21 protein-coding genes and 3 tRNA genes are annotated in these 23,796 nt (G+C 72.0%); 8 read left to right on the top strand and 16 right to left on the bottom strand.

What is annotated here, in order from left to right:
* Positions 1-118 precede the first annotated feature (118 nt).
* A complete protein-coding gene (gene alaS / locus Q8W71_RS08010) occupies positions 119-2,800 on the top strand; it encodes an alanine--tRNA ligase (RefSeq protein ID WP_305524818.1) in 2,682 nt (893 codons plus the stop codon).
* 22 nt (positions 2,801-2,822) lie between these two features.
* On the opposite strand, the gene Q8W71_RS08005 is transcribed toward alaS, so the two are convergent.
* From Q8W71_RS08005 to Q8W71_RS07970, 8 genes are all read right to left on the bottom strand, one after another.
* Positions 2,823-3,245 carry a DUF2147 domain-containing protein gene (locus Q8W71_RS08005; RefSeq protein ID WP_305524817.1) on the bottom strand — a complete coding sequence of 141 codons (423 nt, stop codon included), beginning with the start codon at positions 3,243-3,245 and terminating at the stop codon, positions 2,823-2,825.
* Between the two features lie 21 nt (positions 3,246-3,266).
* Positions 3,267-3,830 (bottom strand): hypothetical protein, encoded by a 564-nt coding sequence (locus tag Q8W71_RS08000; protein WP_370875364.1) that lies wholly within the window; start codon positions 3,828-3,830, stop codon positions 3,267-3,269.
* Between the two features lie 293 nt (positions 3,831-4,123).
* Positions 4,124-4,477: a PilZ domain-containing protein gene (locus Q8W71_RS07995; RefSeq protein WP_305524816.1), complete on the bottom strand. Its 354-nt coding sequence runs from the start codon at positions 4,475-4,477 to the stop codon at positions 4,124-4,126.
* A gap of 218 nt (positions 4,478-4,695) precedes the next feature.
* The gene (locus Q8W71_RS07990; RefSeq protein ID WP_305524815.1) at positions 4,696-5,610 is read right to left on the bottom strand and encodes a dihydrodipicolinate synthase family protein; all 915 of its coding nucleotides are present in this window, start codon (positions 5,608-5,610) and stop codon (positions 4,696-4,698) included.
* Positions 5,611-5,677: 67 nt separating this feature from the next.
* On the bottom strand, positions 5,678-6,778 hold the full coding sequence (locus Q8W71_RS07985) for an SMP-30/gluconolactonase/LRE family protein (RefSeq protein WP_305524813.1): 1,101 nt from the start codon (positions 6,776-6,778) through the stop codon (positions 5,678-5,680).
* A gap of 36 nt (positions 6,779-6,814) precedes the next feature.
* Positions 6,815-8,545 (bottom strand): L-arabinonate dehydratase, encoded by a 1,731-nt coding sequence (araD, locus tag Q8W71_RS07980; protein ID WP_305524812.1) that lies wholly within the window; start codon positions 8,543-8,545, stop codon positions 6,815-6,817.
* 76 nt (positions 8,546-8,621) lie between these two features.
* The gene (locus tag Q8W71_RS07975; protein WP_305524811.1) at positions 8,622-9,986 is read right to left on the bottom strand and encodes an MFS transporter; all 1,365 of its coding nucleotides are present in this window, start codon (positions 9,984-9,986) and stop codon (positions 8,622-8,624) included.
* 138 nt (positions 9,987-10,124) lie between these two features.
* On the bottom strand, positions 10,125-10,847 hold the full coding sequence (locus Q8W71_RS07970; RefSeq protein WP_305524810.1) for a ribonuclease activity regulator RraA: 723 nt from the start codon (positions 10,845-10,847) through the stop codon (positions 10,125-10,127).
* A 195-nt stretch (positions 10,848-11,042) separates the two neighbouring features.
* On the opposite strand from Q8W71_RS07970, the gene Q8W71_RS07965 reads away from it, so the two are divergent.
* The 3 genes from Q8W71_RS07965 (at position 11,043) to Q8W71_RS07955 (ending at position 15,192) form a co-directional block, all read left to right on the top strand.
* Positions 11,043-11,729 (top strand): GntR family transcriptional regulator, encoded by a 687-nt coding sequence (locus tag Q8W71_RS07965; RefSeq protein ID WP_305524809.1) that lies wholly within the window; start codon positions 11,043-11,045, stop codon positions 11,727-11,729.
* A 115-nt stretch (positions 11,730-11,844) separates the two neighbouring features.
* Entirely contained in the window at positions 11,845-13,518 is a 1,674-nt protein-coding gene (locus Q8W71_RS07960; RefSeq protein WP_305524808.1) for a thiamine pyrophosphate-binding protein, read from the top strand.
* A gap of 99 nt (positions 13,519-13,617) precedes the next feature.
* Positions 13,618-15,192: an aldehyde dehydrogenase (NADP(+)) gene (locus tag Q8W71_RS07955; protein ID WP_305524807.1), complete on the top strand. Its 1,575-nt coding sequence runs from the start codon at positions 13,618-13,620 to the stop codon at positions 15,190-15,192.
* A 272-nt stretch (positions 15,193-15,464) separates the two neighbouring features.
* Here the strand turns inward: Q8W71_RS07955 and Q8W71_RS07950 are convergent.
* The 3 genes from Q8W71_RS07950 to Q8W71_RS07940 form a co-directional block, all read right to left on the bottom strand.
* Positions 15,465-15,540: transfer RNA gene (locus tag Q8W71_RS07950), tRNA-Ala, on the bottom strand.
* Positions 15,541-15,664: 124 nt separating this feature from the next.
* Positions 15,665-15,740 (bottom strand) — tRNA-Ala (locus Q8W71_RS07945).
* A gap of 127 nt (positions 15,741-15,867) precedes the next feature.
* A complete protein-coding gene (locus Q8W71_RS07940; RefSeq protein WP_305524806.1) occupies positions 15,868-16,260 on the bottom strand; it encodes a TIGR02300 family protein in 393 nt (130 codons plus the stop codon).
* Positions 16,261-16,524: 264 nt separating this feature from the next.
* On the opposite strand from Q8W71_RS07940, the gene aroA reads away from it, so the two are divergent.
* The 3 genes from aroA (at position 16,525) to Q8W71_RS07925 (ending at position 18,651) form a co-directional block, all read left to right on the top strand.
* Positions 16,525-17,874, top strand: coding sequence for a 3-phosphoshikimate 1-carboxyvinyltransferase (gene aroA / locus Q8W71_RS07935; protein ID WP_305524805.1), 1,350 nt, complete (start codon positions 16,525-16,527; stop codon positions 17,872-17,874).
* A 2-nt stretch (positions 17,875-17,876) separates the two neighbouring features.
* Positions 17,877-18,515, top strand: coding sequence for a (d)CMP kinase (cmk, locus tag Q8W71_RS07930; protein ID WP_305524804.1), 639 nt, complete (start codon positions 17,877-17,879; stop codon positions 18,513-18,515).
* Between the two features lie 60 nt (positions 18,516-18,575).
* Positions 18,576-18,651, top strand: a tRNA-Lys gene (locus Q8W71_RS07925).
* A gap of 657 nt (positions 18,652-19,308) precedes the next feature.
* Here the strand turns inward: Q8W71_RS07925 and Q8W71_RS07920 are convergent.
* From Q8W71_RS07920 to Q8W71_RS07900, 5 genes are all read right to left on the bottom strand, one after another.
* Positions 19,309-19,545 (bottom strand): hypothetical protein, encoded by a 237-nt coding sequence (locus Q8W71_RS07920; RefSeq protein ID WP_305524803.1) that lies wholly within the window; start codon positions 19,543-19,545, stop codon positions 19,309-19,311.
* Positions 19,546-19,643: 98 nt separating this feature from the next.
* A complete protein-coding gene (egtD, locus tag Q8W71_RS07915; RefSeq protein WP_370875363.1) occupies positions 19,644-20,651 on the bottom strand; it encodes an L-histidine N(alpha)-methyltransferase in 1,008 nt (335 codons plus the stop codon).
* An 11-nt stretch (positions 20,652-20,662) separates the two neighbouring features.
* Positions 20,663-21,616, bottom strand: a complete 954-nt coding sequence (locus Q8W71_RS07910; RefSeq protein WP_305524802.1) for a class I SAM-dependent methyltransferase — start codon at positions 21,614-21,616, stop codon at positions 20,663-20,665.
* 14 nt (positions 21,617-21,630) lie between these two features.
* On the bottom strand, positions 21,631-22,386 hold the full coding sequence (gntA, locus tag Q8W71_RS07905) for a guanitoxin biosynthesis heme-dependent pre-guanitoxin N-hydroxylase GntA (protein ID WP_305524801.1): 756 nt from the start codon (positions 22,384-22,386) through the stop codon (positions 21,631-21,633).
* Between the two features lie 272 nt (positions 22,387-22,658).
* Complete coding sequence (locus tag Q8W71_RS07900; protein WP_370875362.1) at positions 22,659-23,243, bottom strand: DUF1989 domain-containing protein; 585 nt, start codon at positions 23,241-23,243, stop codon at positions 22,659-22,661.
* A gap of 107 nt (positions 23,244-23,350) precedes the next feature.
* Here Q8W71_RS07900 and Q8W71_RS07895 point away from each other — a divergent pair.
* Positions 23,351-23,796 (top strand): OPT family oligopeptide transporter (locus Q8W71_RS07895; protein WP_305524800.1); only part of this gene is annotated, 446 nt, incomplete at its 3' end.

The raw sequence follows: 23,796 nt of genomic DNA, 5'->3' as shown, positions 1-23,796 counted from the left end.
CGGGGCGATTTCGCGGCACCCTGGCCGTGACTCGGCGCCCGCCTCTCCTTAAGAGGGCGCGATGCGGGCGCGCGACGGCGTCGACCCGGACCCCACGAGCCCTGCCAGAGTCAGCCCGATGAGCGGCGTCAACGAGATCCGGTCGACCTTCCTCGACTTCTTCGCGCGTGCCGGACACGCCGTCGTGCCCTCGTCGGGGCTCGTCCCGAAGAACGACCCGACGCTGATGTTCACGAACGCCGGCATGGTGCAGTTCAAGAACGTCTTCACCGGCGTGGAGAAGCGGCCCTACGACCGGGCGACCACGGCGCAGAAGTGCGTCCGGGCGGGCGGCAAGCACAACGACCTCGACAACGTCGGCTACACCGCGCGCCACCACACCTTCTTCGAGATGCTCGGCAATTTCTCGTTCGGCGACTACTTCAAGGATCGCGCGATCGAGCTGGCCTGGACGCTGATCACGAAGGAGTTCGGGCTCAAGCCGGACAAGCTCCTGGTCACCGTCTACGCCGACGACGACGAGGCGGCTTCCCTGTGGAAAAGGATCGCCGGGTTCTCGGACGAGCGGATCATCCGGATCGGGACCTCCGACAATTTCTGGCAGATGGGCGACACCGGTCCCTGCGGGCCGTGCTCCGAGATCTTCATCGACCAGGGCCCGGCGCTCCAGGGCGGCCCGCCCGGCTCACCCGACGAGGACGGCGACCGGTTCCTGGAGTTCTGGAACCTCGTGTTCATGCAGTACGAGCAGGTCGAGCCCGGGACCCGCAACCCGCTGCCGCGGCCGTCGATCGACACCGGCATGGGCCTGGAGCGGATGGCCGCGATCCTCCAGGGCGTCCACTCGAACTACGACACCGACCTGTTCCGGGCGCTGATCGAGGCGGTGGCCCACGCCGTCTCCCGCGCGCCGGAGCCCGACACGCTCGCCTCCTACCGGGTGATCGCCGATCACCTGCGGGCCTCGTCCTTCCTCGTGGCCGACGGGGTGCTGCCGGGCAACGAGGGCCGCGGCTACGTGCTGCGCCGGATCATGCGCCGCGCCATGCGCCACGCCGAGATCCTGGGCGCGCGCGAGCCGACCATGTACCGCCTCGTGCCGACGCTGGTGCGCGAGATGGGACAGGCGTACCCCGAGCTGATGCGGGCGGAGGGGCTGATCTCCGAGACGCTGAAGCTGGAGGAGACCCGTTTCCGCCGCACCCTGGAGCGCGGCCTGTCGATCCTCGACGCCGAGAGCCGCGACCTGAGCGCGGGCCAGAACCTCTCGGGTGAGACCGCCTTCACCCTCTACGACACCTACGGCTTCCCCCTCGACCTCACCCAGGACGCGCTGAAGGCGCGCGGTATCGGCGTCGACACCGACGCCTTCCAGGCGGCGATGCAGCGCCAACGCCAAGCCGCCCGCGAGGCCTGGAAGGGGTCGGGCGAGGCCGCCACCGAGACGGTCTGGTACGGCATCAGGGAGCGCGTCGGCGCCACCGAATTTTTGGGTTATGAGACCGAGACGGCCGAAGGCGTCGTGACCGCGCTGCTGCGCGAGGGGGCGGAAGTCTCGGCCCTTGAGGCCGGACAGAGCGGCCTCGCGCTGCTCAACCAGACGCCGTTCTACGCGGAGTCCGGTGGCCAGGTCGGCGATACCGGCCTGATCCTCGGCGCCGGCTTCAAAGCGCGCGTCACCGACACCGAGAAGAAGCTCGGCGACCTGTTCGTCCACCACGTCACCGTGGAGGAGGGGACGTTGCGGCTCGAACAGCCGGTCGAGCTGAAGGTCGACCACGCCCGCCGCCGGGCGATCCGCGCCAACCACTCGGCGACCCACCTGCTGCACGAGGCGCTGCGGCAGGTGCTCGGCGACCACGTCGCGCAGAAGGGCTCGCTGGTCTCCCCCGAGCGGCTGCGGTTCGACATCAGCCACCCGAAGCCGATCGAGGCCGCCGAGATCGCCCGGGTGGAGGACATCGCCAACGCCGTGCTGCTCCAGAACGCGCCGGTGATGACCAAGCTGATGGCGGTGGACGACGCCATCGCCTCCGGCGCCCGGGCGCTGTTCGGCGAGAAGTACGGCGACGAGGTCCGCGTCGTCTCGATGGGCTCCGGCCTCGACGCGGATCCCGTCGCGGTCAGTCCCAGAAAATTCTCGGTGGAATTGTGCGGCGGCACCCACGCGGCGCGCACCGGCGACATCGGCGCCATCACCATCGTGTCCGAGAGCGCGGTCGGCGCGGGGGTGCGCCGGATCGAGGCGCTGACCGCCGACGCGGCCCGCCGGCACCGGGGGGATGAGGCGCGCACGCTCGCCGCGCTGGCCGGAATCCTCAAGGCCCCGGCGAGCGAGGCGCCCGACCGGCTCTCGGCGCTGATGGAGGACCGCCGCCGCCTGGAGCGGGAACTGGCCGAGGCGCGACGGAAGCTGGCGATGGGCGGCGGCGAGGGCGGATCGAGCCGCGGGTCGCGCGAGACGGAGGTCGGCGGCGTGACGTTCCGGCGGTCGGTGATCGAAGGCCTCGACATGAAGGATCTGAAGCCGATCATCGACGAGGAGAAGAAGCGGCTCGGCTCGGGCGTCGTCGCGATCGTCGGCGTCAGCCCGGACGGCAAGGCCGGCCTCGTGGTCGGGGTGACCGAGGACCTGACCGGGCGCTACGACGCGGTCGGGCTGGTGCGGGCGGGGGTCGGCGCACTCGGCGGCAAGGGCGGCGGCGGGCGCCGCGACATGGCCCAGGCCGGCGGACCCAACGGCGCCGGCGCCCAGGCTGCGCTCGACGCGATCGAGCAGGCGTTGTCGGAGGCGGCCTGACCGGGGCGAATCCGGGGCGCGCTCAGCGCACCCGGGTCCAGGTCTGGCGCTTGCAGAGCACGCCGAGCACGCAGCCCGAGACTTCGAGCGTGTCCGGGCCGGTCAGCTTGACCGAGCCGGAATAGGTCTTGCCGTCGTTCGGGTTGTAGAGGGTGCCGGCGTAGCCGCCGCCCTCCGCCCGCGGCGCGTCGAGGATCTGCACGCCGACCACGCTGCGGGTCCGCAGGGCCGGGTCGGGGTTCTTCACGTCGAGGCCCTTGCCCGGCGCACTCGCCAGGGTGCCGCAATAGCCGGCGCCGCAGCGGGCGACGCGCACCCGCGAACTGCCGGTCTCGGTGAGCCACAGGCCGCTCGGATCGGCCGCCCGGGCGGGACCGGCGGTCAGGAGCGCGGCGAGGCCGGCGATGAGGCCGGAAACGGCGGCCGGGCGAAGGGCGGAAGGCATGGGCTGTCCCGGAGTTGCGGTTCAGGGCGGCGAGGGCAGGGCGCCCCCGAGATAGGTCTCGACCACCTCGCAGAACGGCTCCCCCGTCCCGGTCACCAGGACGGCGTCGACCTCGAACAGGGGGGCGTCGGGACCCGGGGCGTCGCCCGGGGCGAGGGGGCGCACCGCGACGGTGCTGCGGACCGGGGCGAGCGGGCGCACGACGCGTCCGAACGGCGTTCGAGTGGTGTCGAGCGCGGCGTTCATCTCCGGGCTGAGGCGCGCCGGCACGTACCAGTTGTCGGCCTCGGACAGGACCCGGTCGCCGCAGGCGAGGCGCACGCGGCGGTAGCGGACGGGCTCGTCCGGGCCGACGCCGAGGCGGGCGCGCTGCGCGGGCGTCGGCGGCTTGTCGGCCACGGGCAGCCGCTGGGCGACGAGGCGCGCCTCCCCGGCCAGCCGGTGCTCGGCGCACCACGCTTCGAGCGCCGCGGTCGCGCTGTGGGCGGCCAGGATCCGCGTCCGCAGGTCGGCGATCAGCGCCGCGGTTTCGGGTCTCGGCGGAACGGCGGGCGCCTCGGACCGCACCGGACGAGGGAGGCTCACGGCCAGGGCGGCGGCCAGCAGGCGCGCCGCGCGGCCGAGCGAGCGGGCGTGCGGCCCGCCCCACGCGCGCCGGGGGGCCGCACCGCGCGCATCAGGACCGCGCGCATCGGTGTCCGCTCCACGGGGCGTCGACGATCCTGGCGAGGGCACGGGTGGCTGTCCGGACGGCTTGCGCCGGAGCCGCTGCCGGCCGAGCGTGCCGGCTCGGCGGTCCCGGTTCCGGTTCTCGGCTGCGGCTATAGGGGAAAGGCCGGGCGGGGTCGAGGTGCCGCGCGCCCGCGCGGCACTCCGGATCACAGCCCCGGCTGGTAGCGCTCGCGGGAGCCGAGCCGGTTGTGCGCGGTCTCCGCCGCCTGCGGTGCCGGCGCGGCGGCGCTGTCCTTGGGAAGCCGCGCGATCCGCTCGATCTGCACGCCGACTTGGTGCTCGCGCCGCCACGCCAGCCGCACGCGGAACACGAGGTTGCGGCCCACCACCTTCAGGGTGAACGTCTCGGGAAGGGAGCGATCCTGCGGGGCCGTCAGCTTCATGCCGCTGCGCGACACGTCCTTGATCGTGCAGGGAATCTCGTCCCCGTCGACCAGCCGGATCATGCCGATCCAGTCGACCGAGGTGCGGTCGTCACGCCTCTTGTTGATGTCGGACATGGACGCGTCCAAGCAGATTGCCACGCGAAGTTGCAGTCTTCGGCCTAATTACCGGTTAAGAGCGCCCCCCGATCGAAGATACGCCGACATATTTTCCTGCACAACAACCAAAAGTAGAACTGCAGAGGGAGGAGCAGGGGCGGCGCGAGGCTGGTTAACGACGCGTCGCCGTCGCTGCGGGAAGCCGGGCGCGGCCGGTGGCCGCCGCGCCCGGAGCGTCAGCCCTTGGTGAGGCCCCACTCGGCGAGCATCGTCCGCATGGTCGCGGTCTGCGCCTCGGTGAGCGGCCACGCGGAGGGCGGGCGCGTCGGGCCGCAATCCTGGCCGATCGCCGCCAGCGCCGCCTTCACCGCGGTCACGTTGGTGCCGTTCTGCTCCTCGGCGCGGATCTCCTCGAAGGCCTGCATCGTCGCGATCAGCGCGTTGGCCTTCGGGTAGTCACCGGCCTCCAGCGCCGCGTGGATCGCGACCGAGTGCTCCGGCCACACGTTGATCAGCCCAGAGGTGAAGCCCCGCGCCCCCACCGCGCAGAGCGGGGGCGCCCAGGTCTCGGCCAGCCCGCCCACCCAGACGATGTCCGGGCTGCACCGCCGGATCGCCTCGGCGAGCTTCAGCGGCGTCGGGGCGGCCCACTTCACGCCGGCCACGCCCTCGACCCGGCACAGCGCCTCGATCGCGGACAGGCCGATGCCGTCGTTGCGCAGGTAGAGCATCAGCGGCAGCCCGTCGCCGGCCTCGGCCACGCGCTTGACGTACTCGACCACGCCGCGGGGTGAGACGAACGGGTCCGGCGGCTGGTGGACCATGAGCGCCGAGGCGCCGGCCGCCCGCGAGGCCTTCGCGAGGCGCTTCGCGTCGTTGATGCTGCGGCCGACGCCGCCGAGCAGCGGCACCCGGCCGGCGATCTGCTCGGCCACCGCCTTCACCATCGTCTCGGCCTCGTCGGTGGTCAGGCCGTAGAACTCGCCGGTGTTGCCGTTGGCCACGAGGATGTGGACGCCCGCGTCCACGGCCCGGTCGATGATCGGCCGGAGCCGGTCCGGCGCCACCCGGTCGTTCGCGTCGAACGGCGTCACGAGGATGCCGGAGATGCCGGTCAGCGCCTTGGCGAGCCGGGGATCGATCGCTGTCATGTCGGGTCTCCGTGGTGTGAGCTCGGACGGTTCGGGGACGCGCCCCGGACCGGCCGGCGCGGCGCCCTCAGGCAGCGCCGTGGGCTTCGACGTAGAGGGCGTAGAGCGAGTGCGAGGACGCCATGTACAGGCGGTTGCCCTTCGGGCCGCCGAAGCACAGGTTCGGGCAGCGCTCGGGCAGGCGGATGAAGCCGATCGGCTTGCCCTGCGGGTTGAAGATCTTCACCCCGTCGAGATCCTCGGGCTTGCCGCGAAGCGTATAGACCTTGCGGTCGCCGATCTCGGTCGGCTGCTCGTTCAGGAGGCCGTTTGAGCCCCAGCCGCACCACAGGTTGCCGTCGCGGTCGACCTTGAAGCCGTCGAGCGCCCCCTGGTCGGCGGCGTCGATCAGCTTGGTCTTGTTGGATACCGTCCCGTCGGCTCCGACGTCGTAGCTCCAGATGCTGCGGTTGGGCGTGCCCTTCCACTCGACGACGTAGAGCTTCGACTCATCCGGGGAGAAGGCGAGCCCGTTCGGATTGACGAGGTCGGTGATCACTGCGGTCAGCTTGCCGCCCGCGCCGATGCGGTAGACGTTGGTGGTCGCCTGCTCGGGCTTGGCCTTGAAGCCCTCCCAGGTGCCGTTGATGCCGAACAGTGGATCGGTGAACCAGATCGTGTCGTCCGATTTCACGACCACGTCGTTCGGCGCATTGAGGCGCTTGCCCTCGTAGGCGTCGGCCACCACCGTGAGCGTCCCGTCCGGCTCGGTGCGGGTGACGCGGCGGGTCACCGAGTGCTCGCAGGTGATCAGCCGCCCCTGCCGGTCGCGGGTGTTGCCGTTGGCGTAGTTCGACGGCTCGCGGAACACCGAGACGCTGCCGTCCCGCTCGTCGAACTTCATGATCCGGTTGTTGGGGATGTCGCTGAACAGCAGGTAGCCGCCCTCGGGGAAGTAGGCCGGCCCCTCGGCCCAGCGCATGCCGGTGGCGACCTGCTCCAGGGTGCTGCTGTAGATCCGGTACTTCGCGAAGCTCGGATCGAGGATCTCGACCGCCGGGTCGGGGTAGCGCTGGTTCGGCCGGAACGGGAACGACTGCGCCGCGGCGCGGCCCCCCGCCGCCGCGCCGAGGCCCGCGCCCAGACCCGCGCCGAGACCCCCGAGAACGCTGCGCCGCGTGACGATCATGCCGTATCCTCCCCCATGCACCGGATCGGCCGGTCCTCAGTGGATCTCCGGCTCCGGGATGCCGCCCTTGCCTTCGAGGAAATCGAAGTCTGCGCCTTCGTGCGCCTGCCGCACGTGCTGGGCGAACAGGCGGTTGTAGCCCCGGGGATAGGCGCGGTCCGGCCCCTTGAACGCCTTCACTCGCGCGGCGATCTCGGCGTCGTCCACGTGCAGATGGATTTTGCGCTCGGCGACGTTGACGGTGATCAGGTCGCCGTTGCGCACGGCGGCGAGCGGCCCGCCCACCGCCGATTCCGGCGAGACGTGCAGGATGCAGGCGCCGTAGCTGGTGCCGCTCATGCGTGCGTCGGAGATGCGCAGCATGTCGCGGATGCCCTGCCGCAGGAGCTTCTTCGGCAGCGGCAGCATCCCCCATTCCGGCATGCCGGGGCCGCCGACCGGGCCGGCGTTGCGCAGGACGAGGATGTGGTCGGGGGTCACGTCGAGGTCGAGGTCGTTCACCGCCGCGCTCATCGCGTCGTAGTCGTCGAACACCAGCGCCGGGCCGGTGTGGTTGAGGAAGCGCGGGTCGGCGGCCGGCGGCTTGATCACGCAGCCGTCCGGGGCGAGGTTGCCGTAGAGGATGGCGGTGCCGCCGAGCGAGACGATCGGCTTGTCCAGCGGCCGGATCACGTCGTCGTTGAACACCTTGATGCCGGCCAGGCCGTCGCCGACCGTGCCGCCGGTCACCGAGCGCGCATCGAGGTGCAGCAGCGGCGCGAGGTTCAGCATCAGCGCCCGGATGCCGCCGGCGATGTGGAAATCCTCCATCAGGTACTGACCCGATGGCCGAAGGTTGCAGATCACCGGCACCTTCTGGGCGAAGTCGTCGAACTCGGTAAGCTTGACGGGGAAGCCCGCGCGGCCGGCCATCGCCACGAGGTGGATCATCGCGTTGGTCGAGCCGGCGAGCGCGTTGTGCACGACGAGCGCGTTGTCGATCGAGCGCCGGTCGATGATGTCGGACGGCTTCAGGTCCTCCCAGACCATCTCGACGATGCGCCGCCCGCAGGCGCCGGCCATGCGCGGGTGATCGGCGTCGGCGGCGGGGATCGAGGCGGCGCCCGGCAGCGACAGGCCCATCGCCTCGGTGATCGAGGTCATGGTCGAGGCGGTGCCCATGGTCATGCAGGTGCCGGCCGAGCGGGCGATGCCCGCCTCCATGTCGTTCCACTGCTGCGTGGTGATCGTGCCCGCCTCCTTCTCGGCGTAGTACTTCCACACGTCCGAGCCCGAGCCGAGGATCGTGCCGCCGAAGTGCCCACGCATCATCGGGCCGGCCGGCAGGTAGACGAACGGCAGGTCCATCGAGATGGCGCCCATCACCGTGCCGGGGGTGGTCTTGTCGCAGCCGCCCATCAGCACCGCGCCGTCGACCGGGTGCTGGCGCAGCAACTCCTCGACCTCCATCGCCAGGAAGTTGCGGTAGAGCATCGTCGTCGGCTTGACGAAGTTCTCCGACAGCGACAGCGCCGGCAGCTCGATCGGGAATCCGCCCGCCTGCCAGACGCCGCGCTTCACGTGCTCGACGCGGGCCTTGAAGTGCTGGTGGCAGGGGTTGATGTCGCTCCAGGTGTTGATGATGCCGATCACCGGCTTGTCGCTGAAATCCTCGCGCTCGTAGCCCATCTGCAGCATGCGCGAGCGGTGGCCGAAGCTGCGCAGGTCGGTGGCGCCGAACCAGCGCTGGCTGCGCAGGTCCGCCAGGGTCTTCTTGCGTGCGGTCATCACCGTCTCCAGGACCGTGTCCGAGGGCGCCCGGCCGGCGGGGCCGGGGCGCGCGTGCGTTGGCGGCGGGCCGCGTTCAGGCGTTCGGCCGGGCCGGCCGCGAGCCGAGCGGGCCGTCCTGGCCGAGATCCGGCGTGATCGCCTCCGCGGCCGGGCGCACCGCGAAGAAGGCGATGACGCCCGACGCCAGGGCCATCGCGGCGAGGAAGTACAGCCCCGCCTCGTAACCGCCGGTGGCGTCCTTGAGGTAGCCGAGCACGTAGGGCCCGACGAAGCCGCCGAGGTTGCCGATCGAGTTGATCAGCGCGATGCCGCCGGCCGCGGCGGGCCCCGACAGGAACTCCGCCGGCAGCGGCCAGAAGGCGGGCTTGGTGCCGTAGAGGCCGATCGTGGCGACGCTCATCGCGATGAGCGCCAGGAAGCTGCCGAGCAGCGGCCCGGAGGCGATCAGGCCGACCGCGGCGATCACCGCGGCGATGACGAAGTGCCAGCGCCGCTCGTTGCGCTTGTCCGACGACCAGCTCCACGAGACCATGCCGATCGTGCCGATCACGTAGGGCACGGCGGTGGCGAGCCCGGTGCCGAAATCCGAGAGCTTCAGGCTCTTGAGGATGATCGGCATGAAGAAGGTGATGCCGTAGGTGGCGGTGACGATGGTGAAGTAGATCGCCGAGAGCGTCAGCACCCGCCGGTCGGTGAGCGCCTGCCGCAGGGTGAAGTGGCCGTGCGTCTTCACCTTGCTCTGGCGCTCGGCCTCCAGCGTCTCCTCCAGCCACTGCCGCTCGTCGGCCTGGAGCCACGTCGCCTTGGCCGGCCGGTCGGTCATCTTCGCGAGCACGACGAAGGCGAGCAGCACCGCGGGGGCCGCCTCGACCATGAACAGCCACTGCCAGCCGTGGAAACCGAGGATGCCGTCCATCGACAGCAGCGCCCCGGAGATCACGGCCGTGAGCGCGTTCGAGCCCGGCACCGCGAGGAACAGCGCCGCGATCACCCGTGCCCGGTACTTCTTCGGGAACCAGTAGGTGAAGTACAGGATCATGCCCGGGAAGAACCCGGCCTCGGCGACGCCGAGCAGGAAGCGCATCACCAGGAAGCTCACCGGCCCCTGGATGAACGCCATGCCGCCGGCGATCAGGCCCCAGGTGATCATGATCCGCGCGATCCAGACCCGCGCGCCGGTCTTCTCCAGGAGGATGTTGCTCGGCACCTCGAAGAAGAAGTAGCCGAGGAAGAAGATCCCCGCGCCCCAGCCGAACAGCGTCGCCGAGAAGCCGAACTCCTTCGTCAGCCCGAACGAGGCGAAGCCGACGTTGGTGCGGTCCATGTAGGCGACGAAGTAGATCACCACGATCAGCGGCAGCAGCCGCCACGAGACCTTCTTGACCGTGCGCGTCTCGATCTCGGGCGCCGGAGCGACCGCCGGAATCACCGCTGCCATGGGACGTCCTCCGAATCTGTTCTGGATCCCGCCCGCGGGCCGCGCCGGGCGACGGGCACGGCGGCGTCACGCGGCCGCCGCGATCTGTTCACGCCGCCGGGTGCGGGCGCCGGCTGATCTGCCAGGAGACGGGCGCGCTCAGCGCCCCTTCTCCTTGCGCCACGCCGCGAACTCGGCCGGCACGCCCTCGTCGGTGGAGGGGTAGAGACCGATGATCGAGCGGTCGCCCTTGAGCACCTGCTCGGTGACGAAGTCCTCGAACGCCGTCATCTCGGTGCACTCGTCGGCGAGCTCGTCGGCGATGTGGGCGGGGAGCACCACGCAGCCGTCCGCGTCGCCGACGATCACGTCGCCCGGGAAGACCGGGGCGTCGCCGCAGCCGATCGGCACGTTGATGTCGATCGCCTCGTGGAGGGTTAGGTTGGTCGGGGCCGAGGGCCGGCTGTGGTAGCAGGGCATGTCGAGTTGCGCGATCTCGCCCGAGTCGCGGAAGCCGCCGTCGCTCACCACGCCCGCGCAGCCGCGCACCTGCAACCGCGAGATCAGGATCGAGCCGGCCGACGCCGCGCGCGGGTCCTTGCGGCTGTCCATCACCAGCACCGCGCCGGGCGGGCACTGTTCCACCGCGACGCGCTGCGGGTGGGTGCGCTCGCGGAAGATGGTGATCGGGTTGCGGTCCTCGCGCGCCGGCATGTAGCGCAGGGTGAACGCCTCGCCGACCATCGTCCCCGTCACCCGGGTGTTGATGCGATAGACGTTCTGGATGAACTGGTTGCGCAGGCCCCGCTTGTAGAGCGCGGTCATCAGCGTCGGCGTGGCGATGGCCTTCAGCTTGTCGCGCGTCTCCGGGCGCAGGCTCATGGGCGTCTTCCTCCTGATCGTCGGCGCTGCGGCGGCCGACAGCGCGACATCGAGCGGTTCCGGCTCTTGTCGCGTTCTGATATGTCACGACGCGATTAGGCGGACGGTCCGATCGGGTTGTCAACACGCGTCGTTGACGAAAGTGTCGTCGGCAGCGACATCTGCGGGGTGTCTGTAGAGGGGGAGGCGTGGGCAGTGACAGTGACCGCCGGTGAGGTCGCGGCCGGCCGCAAGCGGCCGCCCTCGCTCGCCGAGACGGCCTACGACGCGATCGAGGCGATGATCGTCAGCCGCCGACTCGCCCCCGGCGCCATGGTGTCGGAGAGCGACCTCGTGGCCGAGCTGGCGCTGGGCCGTACCCCGATCCGCGAGGCGCTGGCCCGGCTCAAGGCGATCGGCTTCGTCGAGGTGCACCCGCGCAGGGGGGTGCTGGTGACGAATGTCGACGTGATCCGCCACCTCGAACTGCTGGAGGTGCGCCGGCCGCTGGACGAGACGGTGACCCGCTGCGCGATCCGCCGGGGCGGCGAGGCCGACATCGCCCGCCTCCGAATCTGCTCCGCCGCCCTGTCCGAGGTCGCCGAGGGCCGCGACCGGGAGGTGTATTTCCGGGCCAAGCGCGACCTGCACGAGGCGGCCAACCGAGCCGCCCACAACGGCACGCTCGCCGCGACGATGGCGGCGCTGCACGCCCAGTCCCGCCGCTTCTGGTACAGCTACGAGCCGACCGACCGCTTCGCCGAGAGCGCCCGCTGCCATGCCGAGGTGATCGAGGGGATCGCCACCCGGGACGAGGCCCGGGCGGTGGCCGGCATCGAGCGCCTGTTCGTCTTCCTCGACGCGCTCACCCGGCAGGCGCTCGACCGCCGGCCGTTGATCTGAGGCTGCCCCCGGTCGCGGCTCCGGGTCGAGAAAAAGGTTTGACAGAGCGCCGCCGCGCACCAGTATCTGGCCTGACATATCAGTCGCGTCCCAGGCGCGGCACGGGAGGGACGGCATGGCGGAGACGCGCACGGGCGCCCAGGTGCTCGTCGATCAGCTCGTGATCCAGGGCGTCGACCGGCTCAGTTGCGTGCCCGGCGAGAGCTACCTCGCGGTGCTCGACGCCCTGCACGACGCCGCCGTCGACGTGATCGTCTGCCGCCAGGAGGGCGGCGCGTCGATCATGGCCGAGGCCGCCGGCAAGCTCACCGGGCGGCCGGGGATCTGCTTCGTCACCCGCGGCCCCGGCGCCACCAACGCATCTGCGGGCGTGCACATCGCCAAGCAGGACTCGACGCCGATGATCCTGTTCGTTGGGCAGATCGCCCGCCGGATGCGTGGTCGCGAGGCGTTTCAGGAGGTCGATTACCGCCAGAGCTTCTCCGACTTCGCCAAGTGGGCGGTGGAGATCGACGAGGCCGACCGGATCCCCGAGATCGTCGCCCGCGCCTTCCGCGTGGCGATGCAAGGCCGGCCGGGCCCGGTGGTGGTGGCGCTGCCCGAGGACATGCTGGACGATCTCGTGGCGGTCCCCGACGCGCCCCGGGTCGAGCCGGCCGAGCCGGCGCCCGCGCCCGCCGACCTCGCGCGGCTGGAGACGCTGCTGCGCGCCGCGCGCGCGCCGCTGCTGCTGATCGGCGGCAGCCGCTGGCGCGAGGCCGACCGGACAAACCTCGCGGCCTTCGCCGAGCGCTTCGACGTGCCGGTGGCCAACTCCTTCCGCCGCGCCGGGCTGTTCTCCTCCGACCACCCGAACTACGCGGGCGAACTCGGTATCGGCCCGAACCCGGCCCTGGTTGAGCGGATCCGCGGCTCCGACCTGCTGATCCTGATCGGCGGCCGGCTGTCCGAGATGCCCTCGCAATCCTACGGGCTCCTGGGCATCCCCAATCCCGGCGTGCCGCTGGTCCACGTCTACCCGGACGCGGACGAACTCGGCCGCGTCTACCAGCCGGATCTGGCGATCCAGTCGGCCCCCGGCCCGTTCTGCGCGGCGCTCGCCGCCCTGGAGCCCGCCGGCGCGGCCGGCGCCGGCCGGGCGGAGACGGCGCACGCCGCCTTCCGCGCCTGGACCGAGACGCCCGGGCCCCAGCCCGGCGCCTTCCAGTACGGCGAGGCGGTGGCGTGGCTGCGCGGCCGGTTGCCCGCCGACGCGGTGATCTGCAACGGCGCCGGCAACTTCGCCACCTGGATCCACCGCTACTATCGCTTCCGCGGCTTCGGCACGCAGCTCGCACCGACTTCCGGCTCGATGGGCTACGGCCTGCCCGCCGCGGTGATGGCCAAGCGGATCCACCCGGAGCGGATCGTGGTGGCGCTCGCCGGCGACGGTGACGTGATGATGTGCATCCAGGAATTCGCCACCGCCGTGCAGTACGGCGTCGCGCTGGTCGTCGTGGTGCTCGACAACGGGATGTACGGCACGATCCGCATGCATCAGGAGCGCGAGTATCCCGGCCGCGTCTCGGCGACGACCCTGCGCAACCCCGACTTCGCGGCCCTGGCGGCGGCCTTCGGCGGCCACGGCGAGCGGGTGGGGCGCACCGCCGACTTCGCCCCGGCCTTCGAGCGGGCGCTGGAATCCGGCCTGCCGGCGCTGCTGCACTGCCGCGTCGACCCGCAGGCGCTGACCCCGACCCGCACCCTCGACGCGATCCGCGACGAGGCCCTGGCTAAGGCTCGGGGCTGAACGCCCGCGCGGCTGAACCCGCGCGTGCCCTGAAGCGATAGCGTGAGCGGCCCCGGCCGGACGGTGCCGGCGGCCGCATTCCTCGACGGAGTACCCCCAATGGACCTGCGCGGCGAGAACCTGATCGGCTCGGAGACCCTGCCCGGCGGCGGCGAGCCCTGGCAGGCGGTGGAGGCGGCGAGCGGCCGGTCCATCGCCCCGGGCTTCACCTCGGCGACGCCCGATCAGGTCGAGCGGGCCTGCGCGCTCGCGCACGAGGCGCTCGACGCGTACCGCGAGACCGACCTCGAAACCCGCGCCGCCTTCCTGGAGCGGGTCGCCGACGAGATCGGCGCGCTCGGCGACGCGCTGATCGAGCGCTGCATGGCCGAGAGCGGCCTGCCGCGCCCGCGACTGGAGGGCGAGCGCGGCCGCACGGTCGGGCAGTTGCGCATGTTCGCGGCCGTCGTGCGCGACGGCGGCTTCCTCGAAGCCCGCGTCGACCCGGCCCTGCCCGAGCGCAAGCCGCTGCCCCGGCCGGACCTGCGCCTGCGCACCATCGCGGTCGGCCCGGTGGCGGTGTTCGGCGCCTCGAACTTCCCGCTCGCCTTCTCGGTGGCGGGCGGCGACACCGCCTCGGCGCTCGCCGCCGGCTGTCCGGTGGTGGCCAAGGCGCATCCCGCCCATCCCGGAACCTCGGAACTCGTCGGCCGCGCGGTGGCGAAGGCCGTGGCCGCGAGCGGCCTGCCGGCGGGGGTGTTCTCGCTGCTCCTCGACGCCGGCATCGAGGTCGGCCAGGCGCTGGTGGCCGACCCGCGCATCGCGGCGGTCGGCTTCACCGGCTCGCGGGGCGGCGGCACGGCGCTGATGAAGATCGCCGCCGAGCGCAGCGTGCCGATCCCGGTCTACGCCGAGATGAGCTCGATCAACCCGGTTGTCCTGTTCCCCGCAGCCCTCGCCGCCCGCGGCGCCGAGATCGGCAAGGCGTTCGTGGCGGCGCTGACGCTCGGCTCCGGTCAGTTCTGCACCAATCCCGGCCTGATCCTGGCGGTGGAGGGGAAGGGCCTCGACGCGTTCCTGGCCGGTGCCTCCGAGGCCCTGGCGGGCGTGGCCGCGCAGACGATGCTGACGCCGGGCATCCACCGGGCCTACTGCGCCGGGGTCGCGGCGCTTGAGGGCAATTCCGCCGTCGAGACGCTCGCCCGCGGCAAGGCAGGGGGCGACAACCAGGGCCAGCCGACCCTGTTCGCCACCACGGCCGGGGCGTTCCTGTCCGACCCGCATCTGGCGGAGGAGGTGTTCGGCGCGGCCTCGCTGGTGGTGCGCTGCCGGGACGCGGGCGAGATCCGCGCGGTGCTGGAGCGGCTGGAGGGTCAGCTCACGGCCGCGCTCCACATCGACGACGGCGACCACGCGGCCGCCCGGGAGTTGTTGCCGCTCTTGGAGCGCAAGGTCGGACGCATCCTCGTCAACGGCTTCGGCACGGGCGTCGAGGTCGGCCATGCCATGGTGCACGGCGGGCCCTATCCCGCGACCTCGGACGGGCGCACCACGTCGGTCGGCAGCCTCGCGATCCAGCGCTTCCTGCGTCCGGTCTGCTACCAGGACCTGCCCGATGCGCTGCTGCCGGCGGCGCTCCGCCAGGACAACCCGCTGGGCGTCCCGCGCCGCGTCGACGGCAAGCTCGGCGGCTGATTGTTTTCGGGTTTGCGCGGAGGTCGAAGAGAGGCAGGAGCTTTGTGCGGCGGGTGGCTGGACTCCCCGCCGCCGCCATCATCGCGAGCCGCAGGCGAAGCGACCCAGGACAGCGCGCGCTCGCAGACCGTGGCGCGCCTGGGTTGCTTCGCTCCGCTCGCAAAGACGGGAGCGGCGGCGAATCCTTCGGTCGAAATCCTGGGACGGCACGATCCCGTTCGGCGAGACTGCGCAGGCCGGATCCCGCGCCCTTCGTGTCCTTCGGAATAGACTGGTGGAGCCTAACGGGATCGAACCGATGACCTCTTCCATGCCATGGAAGCGCTCTCCCAGCTGAGCTAAGGCCCCACATTGTCCGCCGCGGTTCGGGTCCCGCGGGCGTCGTATCGGCCGCCTCGGGCGACCGGTCTCGCAACAAGTCTGCGTCACCCTGAACGGTGCATCGAAGCCTGGAACGCTGTCGAAAGAAGAATGGTGGAGCCTAACGGGATCGAACCGATGACCTCTTCCATGCCATGGAAGCGCTCTCCCAGCTGAGCTAAGGCCCCACATTGTCCGCCGCGGTTTGGGTTACCGCGAGCGCTGCATCGGCCGCCTCAGGCGACCGGTGCGGGCGGTTCTATAGGCGGCTCGCGGCCGGGACTCAACCCCCTTTTTGCGGTCCGGGCGGGCGCCTCAGCCCTCCTCGTCCGACTCGATGTCCCCGTCGATCAGATCGGACACGTCGTCGTCGCCCGCATCCTCCTCCTCGAGGAAGGTGTCGTCGTCGCCGCCCGAGTCGCTGTCCTCGCCGCTCTCGTCGTCCGGCGTCGGATCCGCCTCGTCCTCGGCCGCTTCGACCTCGTCGAGGGAGACCAGCTCCGGCCCCTTCTCGTCCGTCTCGTCCTCGTCGTCGCTTGCGGCCGGCGCCGGGCCGCGCGCGAGCACGGGGGCGGCGACGCGGCTCACGGCCGCCTGCTGGTAGGTCGCCCCGCATTTCGGGCAGACGGCGGGATCGCGGGCGAGGTCGTAGAACTTCGCGCCGCAGCTCATGCACTGGCGCTTCAAGCCGAGTTCCGGTCGGGCCACGGGGGACACCTCGTCGTCGATACAGCGTTCGGGGGAGGGGCCCCGTTAGTCGCGGCCGGCGCCCCTGTCAATCGAGCGACGCGCGGGGCATTTCGGGCCGATTCTGCCGCGGTTTGGCGCCGGCCCGCGGCTTCGTCGGCGCGCCGGATGACGCGGGGCGGCGCCCGTGATAACCGCCCGGCCGACCCATCCCTCCCGCCGACAGGCCCGGCTCGATCCGGACGCGACTCGCGCGGGCCGGAGAAGAACCGGACGGACCCGCCCGTGTCGCACGCCTCGACCCCCGAACCCCTGACCGCCGCGCCGGGCGCCCCCTTGCGCGGGCGTCTGCGCCCGCCGGGCGACAAGTCGATCTCGCACCGGGCAATGATCCTCGGCCTGCTGAGCCTCGGCGAGACCCGGGTCGAGGGCCTCTTGGAAGGCGACGACGTGCTGCGCACCGCCGCCGCGGCGCGGGCGCTCGGTGCGGATGTCGAGCGCCTCGGCGAGGGTCGCTGGCGGGTGCGCGGTGTCGGCATCGGCGGGCTCTGCGACCCGGCCGAGACCCTCGATTTCGGCAATGCCGGCACCGGCTCGCGGCTGATGATGGGCGTGGTCGGCGGCCAGCCGGTCACCGCGACCTTCGACGGCGACGCCTCGCTGCGCTCGCGGCCCATGCGCCGCATCCTCGATCCCCTGAGCCGGATGGGCGCGCAGGTGCTCGCCGAGGCCGAGGGCGGCCGGGTGCCGCTGACGCTGCGCGGCCTCAAGGAAGCGATCCCGATCACCTACGAGACGCCCGCGGCCTCGGCGCAGATCAAGTCGGCGGTGCTGCTCGCCGGGCTCAACGCCCCGGGCACCACCACGGTGATCGAGGCGCAGGCGACCCGCGACCACACCGAGCGGATGCTGCGCCTGTTCGGCGCCACGGTCACCGTGGAGCCGCACGGTCCCGGCGGCCACGGCCGGAAGGTGTCCCTCGCCGGCCAGCCGACCCTGCGCGGCACCGACGTGGTGGTGCCGGCCGATCCGTCCTCGGCGGCCTTCCCGCTGGTGGCGGCGCTGATCACCCCCGGGTCGGAGGTGACCATCGAGGGGGTGATGATGAACTCGCTGCGCACCGGCCTCATCACCACGCTGCTGGAGATGGGCGCCGACATCGAGCGGGTGGCCGAGCGCGAGGAGGGCGGCGAGACGGTGGCCGATCTGAGGGTGCGCGCGAGCCGCCTCACCGGGGTCGAGGTGCCGGCCGAGCGCGCGCCCGCGATGATCGACGAGTATCCCGTGCTGGCGGTGGCCGCGGCCTTCGCGGAGGGCCCGACCCGGATGAACGGCCTGCACGAGTTGCGCGTCAAGGAGAGCGATCGGCTCGCCGCGGTGGCGGCCGGCCTCGCCGTGAACGGCGTGATCCACCGGATCGAGGGCGACGACCTCGTCGTCGAGGGGCGCGGCGAACCGCCGCCCGGCGGCGGCACGGTCGCCACCCATCTCGACCACCGCATCGCCATGGCGTTCCTCGTGCTCGGGCTCGCCGCGCGGGCGCCGGTCACGGTCGACGACGGCGCGATGATCGCCACCAGCTTCCCGAGCTTCCTGCCGACGATGCGGGCGCTCGGCGGACGGATCGGAGGCTGAGGATGCGCCTCGTCATCGCCATCGACGGCCCGGCCGCCTCGGGCAAGGGGACGCTCGCCAAACGCCTCGCCGCCCATTACCGCCTGCCCCACCTCGACACCGGCCTGCTCTACCGCGCGGTGGCGCTGGCGCTGGTCGATGCCGGGACATCCCTGAACGATGCCGGCGCGGCGGCCGGCGCCGCCGCCGCCCTCGACGCCGGCTCGCTCGACGACCCGCGCCTGCGGGACCGGGCGATGGGCGAGGCGGCCTCCCGGGTCTCGGCGGTGCCGGAGGTGCGCGCCGCGCTGCTGGCGTGGCAGCGCCGCTTCGCCGCCGACCCGGCCGGCGCCGTCCTCGACGGCCGCGACATCGGCACCGTGGTCTGCCCGGACGCGCCGGTGAAGCTGTTCATCACTGCCTCGTCGGCCGAGCGCGCCCGCCGCCGCCACCGCGAACTCGCCGGCCGCGGCGAGGCCGCGACGCTGGAGGCGATCCGCGCCGACATCGAGGCCCGCGACGCCCGCGACGCCGGCCGCGCCGCAGCCCCCCTGCGGATGGCCGAGGACGCGGTGCGGCTCGACACCACCGACCTCGACGCCGAGGCCGCCTTCGCCCGGGCCCTCACCCTCGTCGAGGACGCCCGCGCCCGGATCGGTTGACCCCCTCCCGCCGCTCCCCTATTGCGGTCCCCGTCGCCCCCCGCGCCGCGGGCCGGGCGCGAGCGCGTAGCTCAGTTGGTAGAGCAACGGACTTTTAATCTGTAGGTCCTGGGTTCGAGTCCCAGCGCGCTCACCAAATCAGACTTTCTTCGATTGAGTGCATCGTGATCGTTCGGGGTCGTCTTTGCGCGCGTAGCAAAGCAACCGAGGGCATCGCCAATCTCCGAAAAGCGCTCGCTGCCCCGGGGCGCTTCGCTGTCGTTCGCGATGACGGCGAGGCTGCGCGTCAGCATGGCTGCGCGTAGCGGCGTATGGCCGGGCATCGATGCGATCGAGGTCGGTGTCGTGCATGCGACGGACAGCGCCCTATGCACCGCGTCGGATGCACGGAGATCCCCGTCCGCGCCGTCGTGCCGGGGATCGACCCACAACGTCGGAAACAAATCCCCTGGCTGTTCAGCCCAATCAATGCACCCGGTTTAACCAGGCGTTAACCGCCGGCGCTCAAGCAAATCCGACTGCCGCGCGGGATCGGCGCCGACAGGGCGCCGGGATCAGGGGCCTCCAACGTGACCACGCTCGTCTTCCTCGGGGCGCTCGCCCTGGCCCTGTCCGCGATCGTCGCGGGGGCCGTTGCCTCGCCCGCGCCGCGCTGACCATCGGTCCGCGCGCAGAGCGCCGCCGCGTCAAACCCGTGTCGCCGGAGATCCGGGCACGGGTCGATGCGTCGAGCGTCGGTGAATGGATTTTGCGCCGCGTGGGATGAGGAAGACCGACGCGCGCGGCTTGCCCGTCACGCGATCTCGAGTGGGCGGTGCTTGTCCATATCGGCCGAACTCGACCCGGCCTCGTGCGGCCGGTTGTGGGGGCTTTCCATCGTGCGCTGGTCGCGCGGCGGGTCGGGATAATCGGTGAGCGGCCGCCATGGGGTCGGCGGGACGCCGAGCCGCAGGGCGTCCGGCAGGCGGAACAGCCACGCCGCGAAGATCATCCAGGGAACGACGAAGAACACGAAGGCGGCCAGACCCACGGCGATCCTCCTGCGGGTGCCCGACGGATCCCATGAAACGCGGGCCGGGGCCGGGCGATCCCTCCATCGCCGGTTAATTCTCCGCCGCTTGAAGAGGCTCAGTCCCGCGCCGGGCCGGTCCGGAGCAGGTGCAGGCAGAAGCTGCCGCCGGCCTCGGCCACGGTGGCGACCGGAGTCCAGCCCGCCCGGACGGCGAGGGCCCGGAACGCCTCGGGCGCGTATTTGTGAGAGAGGTCGGTGCGCAGGCTCTCGCCGGCCGCGAAGGCGATCCGGGTGTCGCCGAGGCGGATCGTCGTGGGATCGCGCGCCGCGAGATGGGCCTCGACGCGCAGCGGATCGCCGCCGATGCGCAGCGTGTGGGCGAAGGCGTCCGGGTCGAGTTCGGCGCCGAGGTCCCGTCTCAGGCGGTGCAGCAGGTTGCCGTGGAAGGCAGCCATCAGCCCGTCCGCCCCGCCATAGGCCCGTCGCAGGCGCTCGGGATCCTGCGTGGCGTCGGTGCCGATCAGGAACAGGCTCGGGCCCAGGGTCTCCCGGGCGCGGGCCATGAACCGTTCCGCCTCGTCGGGGGCGAAGTTGCCGATGCTGGTGCCCGGGTAGAAGCCGAGCACCGGCCGCCCCGCGAGGTCCACCGGCAGCCGCACCGGCCGGGTGTAGTCGGCGCAGAACGGGGTCATTGCCACGCCGGGATAGTCCGGCGCGAGCCGCGCGACCGCGGCCTCCAGGTAGGCGCCCGAGATGTCGAGGGCGATGTAGGCCTCGGGGCGCTCCAGCGCGTCGAGCAGGACGCGGATCTTGCGGCTCGCGCCGGCGCCGAACTCCACCACCGTGGCGCCGGGGCCGATTGCGGCGACGGCCTCGGCGGCCGCGCGGGGCAGCAACGCCATCTCCTGCCGGGTCGGGTAGTAGTCGGCGGTGCCGCAGATCCGGTCGAACAGGTCGGAGCCGCGCGCGTCCCAGAGGTACTTGCCCGGGATGGTCTTCGGCTCTCCGCTCAGGCCCGCGAGCGCGTCGCGCAGGAACTCCGCCCGCTCGGCTTCCTCCCGCGCATGGGCGGCCGCCTCCGTCGAAGCGCTCTCGGGAGCGCCGGTCATGGCTGCCTCGGTCATGGTTGCCCCGCTCACGGCCGCGTCGCCGTCAGCACGACGAGGGCGATGCGCTCGGCCGCCGCGTAGGCCGGGTCGTCCAGTTCCTCGCCGTAGGCGTCCGGGTCGAACTCCCGGTAGGTCCAGTCGAGCCCGGCGCGGTCGCACGTCTCCCCGGCCGCCTCGCGGAACGGATCGTCGCCCGCCACGATCGCGGCGCCGGTGAACAGCACGAGGCTGCCGCCCGGCGCGAGGCGGTCGGCGGCCGCCTCGACCACCTTCAGCGAGAGGCCCGCGCCGAGGGGGCCGCCCCCGTGCCGGTATGCGCGCCCCGCGGCATCGACCATGAACGGCGGGTTCGAGACGATCAGGTCGAAATCCCCGTCGACGCCGCACAGCAGGTCGCTGCGGCGCAGATCGACCCCGTCGGTGCCGGCGAGCCGGGCGTTGACCCCCGCGGCGCGGAGCGCGGCGGGGTTGATGTCGACGAGCGTCACCGCGGCCCCTGAGGCGCGCTTGGCGACCGTGATCCCGGCCGCGCCCGAGCCGCAGCCGATATCGATTGCCCGGCGCACCGGCCGCGCCCGCCCCGCGAGGTGCTCCAGCACCGCCCCGACGAAGCGGACCGTATCGGGGCCGAAGAACACCGCGTCGGCCGCGCTCGGCGGGTAGGCGGAGTGGGCGAACAACTCGCCGTCGAGGCTCGACAGCCGGATCCCGGCCCGCAGCAGGTCGCCCTCGCGGGTCAGCGCGCCGGCCGCCTCCATCAGGCCCACGAGCCCGTCCGGGAGCAGGCCCGGCCGGAACAGCCGGCTCCAGCCGAACACGTCGCGCAGCGCCCGCGCCTCGGCGTTCGCCGGTCGGGTATTCACCCGGGCGTGGGTCGCCGGGGTGACGGTGGTGAAGCCGTAGCCGGTCTCGCGCACCGCCCGGATCAGCGCGAGGAGCGCGTCGTCGTCCCGGTCCGGGAAGGGGATCGCCCGCGTCATGGTCCGATCTCCCCTCAGCCGTCCATGCCGCCGGCCACGAAGGCGCCCGAGCGCAGGTCGGCGGCGACCTGCTGCGCGTCCCACGCCGCCGCCGCGTCTCGGCGCTGGAACGGGCAGACCCAGTCTTCCGAGACCGCCCGCCCGCTGAACTGCCGGGCCGCGGAGCTCTGCCCGTGCTGGGCGAGCATCGGGTTGGCCGAGCCGGTCCAACTCACGTCCCGCTCGACGATCGAGTCGCGCAGGCGCTCGTAGCGCCCCTCCGCCCGCAGGCGCGCGAACTGGTCGTGGAGGTTGAACACGAGCACCGGCGCCTCGAACCGGCGGGCGCGGCGGCTGGCGCCCGGGTGCAGCCCGACGATGAAGAAGCCCTCGCCGCCGAGGCTCAGCGAGAAGTGCGGGTCCTCCGGGTCGGCGGCCACGCGGGGATCGGGGTCCTGGCCGAGGCAGCCGTCCTTGTCCGACAGGGACTGGACCCGCTCCCAGAGCGCCGCCTCGAAAGCCTCCTCGGACAGGCTGCGCGGCCCCTCGAAGATCACCGCGAAGCTCTGGAACAGGTCGGGCTGCTCCCGGTAGCGGCAGATAAAGGCGAGCAGCGCCGGGTAGATGCGGGTGTCGTCCCACCCGGATCCGATGTCGCGGGCGACGATCGTCCGGAGCTGGCCGCGCGAGAGGGCGGACTTGGCGCCGACGCAGGGGAAGGGGGTGTGTCGGATGAAGGTCCGGAAGCGCTCGGCCAGCGGATGCCGGCTGTCGTCGTTCGGAAGACGCATCAGAACTCGCAGTGCGGGGAGGCGCGGGCCGAGTGGACCCGCGCGCAGGGGAGTGGGCTTCGCCAGGGCCTGTGACGGTCCGGGCGCGGATCCGGGATCATGTCGGTCCGGGATTTCGTCCGCAGAACCGACCGCCAGCATGCGTTGTTCCCGCGTCTCTCGACCGCAAGCTGGGAACAACACATGTTGTGGATGAGGGATCGGGAGTCACGTCACGCCTCTGGACTCGGCCGGTCGCGGGCCATTGCTTTTCACGGCCGGTCCGGAGAGCGCTAAGACGAAATCTCGTACTGGATCGGCTTGAATGCGTAGTTGTTCGATTGGAGCGCCGAGCAGGCAGTGAGGCCGATGATCAGGTCGGTCTCGGCCCGGAACACGATGCGATCCCCGGCCCGGCTGAGCGGCGGGCGGACTTCGAGCGCGCCGGTCTGCCCGTCCACCGCGACATTCATGAACACGTTGAACGCCACTGGAATCCGGTCCGGTGCGATCCCGTAGGATTCCAGCGCGTGGGCGAGGTTGCCGAAACAGCCGCGATGCGGGTGCTCGTCCCCGTAGATGATGCGGAAGGTGTCGGCGGAGCACGGCGTCAGCAGGAAGTCGTGGCGCCCGACCGTGTCCTCGACGATGCGCAGCAGCACCGTGCTGCGATTGGAGTAGAGCGCGTCGCCGGTCGTGAGGAACAGGCGGCTCGCGTAGTCGAGGCTGCGCCCGGAGGAGATCACCTCGTCGATGTCGTGGCGGGCGAAGGCGAGTAAGTCGGCGACCTGCTCGCCCTCTGGGTCGATCACCGTCAGGTGCTGGCCGCTGTCGAGCGTGAAGGCCGCACCGGAGCGGGGCGGGATGGTGTGGCGCATCTCAGACTCGATTCGCGATGAGGTGGGGGCCGCGGCCGGGCGCGGCGGTACGTCCCGGAAATCCCGTGGCCCTCGCGCGGTTTCCCGGGCGACGAGGAAGGCTGCCGATGGATGCCCGCACACCGAGGACGGCCCGGCACGCCCGGCGTGATCCGGAACTGACCGCGCGCGGGATCGTGCTGGGCGCACTGATCACCGTCGTGTTCATGGCGGCCAACGTCTACATGGGTCTGAAGACGGGGATGACGTTCTCGTCCTCGATCCCGGCGGCTCTGATCGCGATGGGGGCGCTGCGGGCGGTGGGCGGGGCGGGGGTCCTGGAGACCAACATCGTCCAGACCCAGGCCTCGGCGGCGGGCACGCTGTGCAACGTCATCCTGGTGCTGCCCGGCCTCGTGCTGATCGGCCACTGGCACGGTTTCCCGTTCTGGGAGACGAGCCTCGTCTGCCTGATCGGCGGCTGGCTGGGGGTGGCGTTCTCGATCCCCCTGCGCCGCGCGCTGGTCGTCGAGGCCGACCTGCCCTACCCCGAGGGCGTCGCCGCCGCCGAGGT

This window comes from Methylobacterium amylolyticum (genome assembly GCF_030700245.1).
In the GTDB taxonomy this organism is placed as follows: Bacteria; Pseudomonadota; Alphaproteobacteria; order Rhizobiales; family Beijerinckiaceae; genus Methylobacterium.
Note: the sequence above shows the minus strand (reverse complement) of the source record. Positions and strands in the feature narration are given on the sequence as shown.

What these genes read in the sequence shown, in the direction of transcription:
- Q8W71_RS07985 (WP_305524813.1), bottom strand. Translation starts at nt 6,778, where the DNA reads ATGATCGTCACGCGGCGCAGCGTTCTCGGGGGTCTCGGCGCGGGTCTG.
- alaS (WP_305524818.1), top strand. Translation starts at nt 119, where the DNA reads ATGAGCGGCGTCAACGAGATCCGGTCGACCTTCCTCGACTTCTTCGCG.
- Q8W71_RS07955 (WP_305524807.1), top strand. Translation starts at nt 13,618, where the DNA reads ATGGACCTGCGCGGCGAGAACCTGATCGGCTCGGAGACCCTGCCCGGC.
- Q8W71_RS08005 (WP_305524817.1), bottom strand. Translation starts at nt 3,245, where the DNA reads ATGCCTTCCGCCCTTCGCCCGGCCGCCGTTTCCGGCCTCATCGCCGGC.
- Q8W71_RS07910 (WP_305524802.1), bottom strand. Translation starts at nt 21,616, where the DNA reads ATGACGCGGGCGATCCCCTTCCCGGACCGGGACGACGACGCGCTCCTC.
- araD (WP_305524812.1), bottom strand. Translation starts at nt 8,545, where the DNA reads ATGACCGCACGCAAGAAGACCCTGGCGGACCTGCGCAGCCAGCGCTGG.
- cmk (WP_305524804.1), top strand. Translation starts at nt 17,877, where the DNA reads ATGCGCCTCGTCATCGCCATCGACGGCCCGGCCGCCTCGGGCAAGGGG.
- Q8W71_RS07995 (WP_305524816.1), bottom strand. Translation starts at nt 4,477, where the DNA reads ATGTCCGACATCAACAAGAGGCGTGACGACCGCACCTCGGTCGACTGG.
- Q8W71_RS07990 (WP_305524815.1), bottom strand. Translation starts at nt 5,610, where the DNA reads ATGACAGCGATCGATCCCCGGCTCGCCAAGGCGCTGACCGGCATCTCC.
- gntA (WP_305524801.1), bottom strand. Translation starts at nt 22,386, where the DNA reads ATGCGTCTTCCGAACGACGACAGCCGGCATCCGCTGGCCGAGCGCTTC.
- Q8W71_RS07970 (WP_305524810.1), bottom strand. Translation starts at nt 10,847, where the DNA reads ATGAGCCTGCGCCCGGAGACGCGCGACAAGCTGAAGGCCATCGCCACG.
- Q8W71_RS07900 (WP_370875362.1), bottom strand. Translation starts at nt 23,243, where the DNA reads ATGCGCCACACCATCCCGCCCCGCTCCGGTGCGGCCTTCACGCTCGAC.
- egtD (WP_370875363.1), bottom strand. Translation starts at nt 20,651, where the DNA reads ATGACCGAGGCAGCCATGACCGGCGCTCCCGAGAGCGCTTCGACGGAG.
- Q8W71_RS07960 (WP_305524808.1), top strand. Translation starts at nt 11,845, where the DNA reads ATGGCGGAGACGCGCACGGGCGCCCAGGTGCTCGTCGATCAGCTCGTG.
- Q8W71_RS07975 (WP_305524811.1), bottom strand. Translation starts at nt 9,986, where the DNA reads ATGGCAGCGGTGATTCCGGCGGTCGCTCCGGCGCCCGAGATCGAGACG.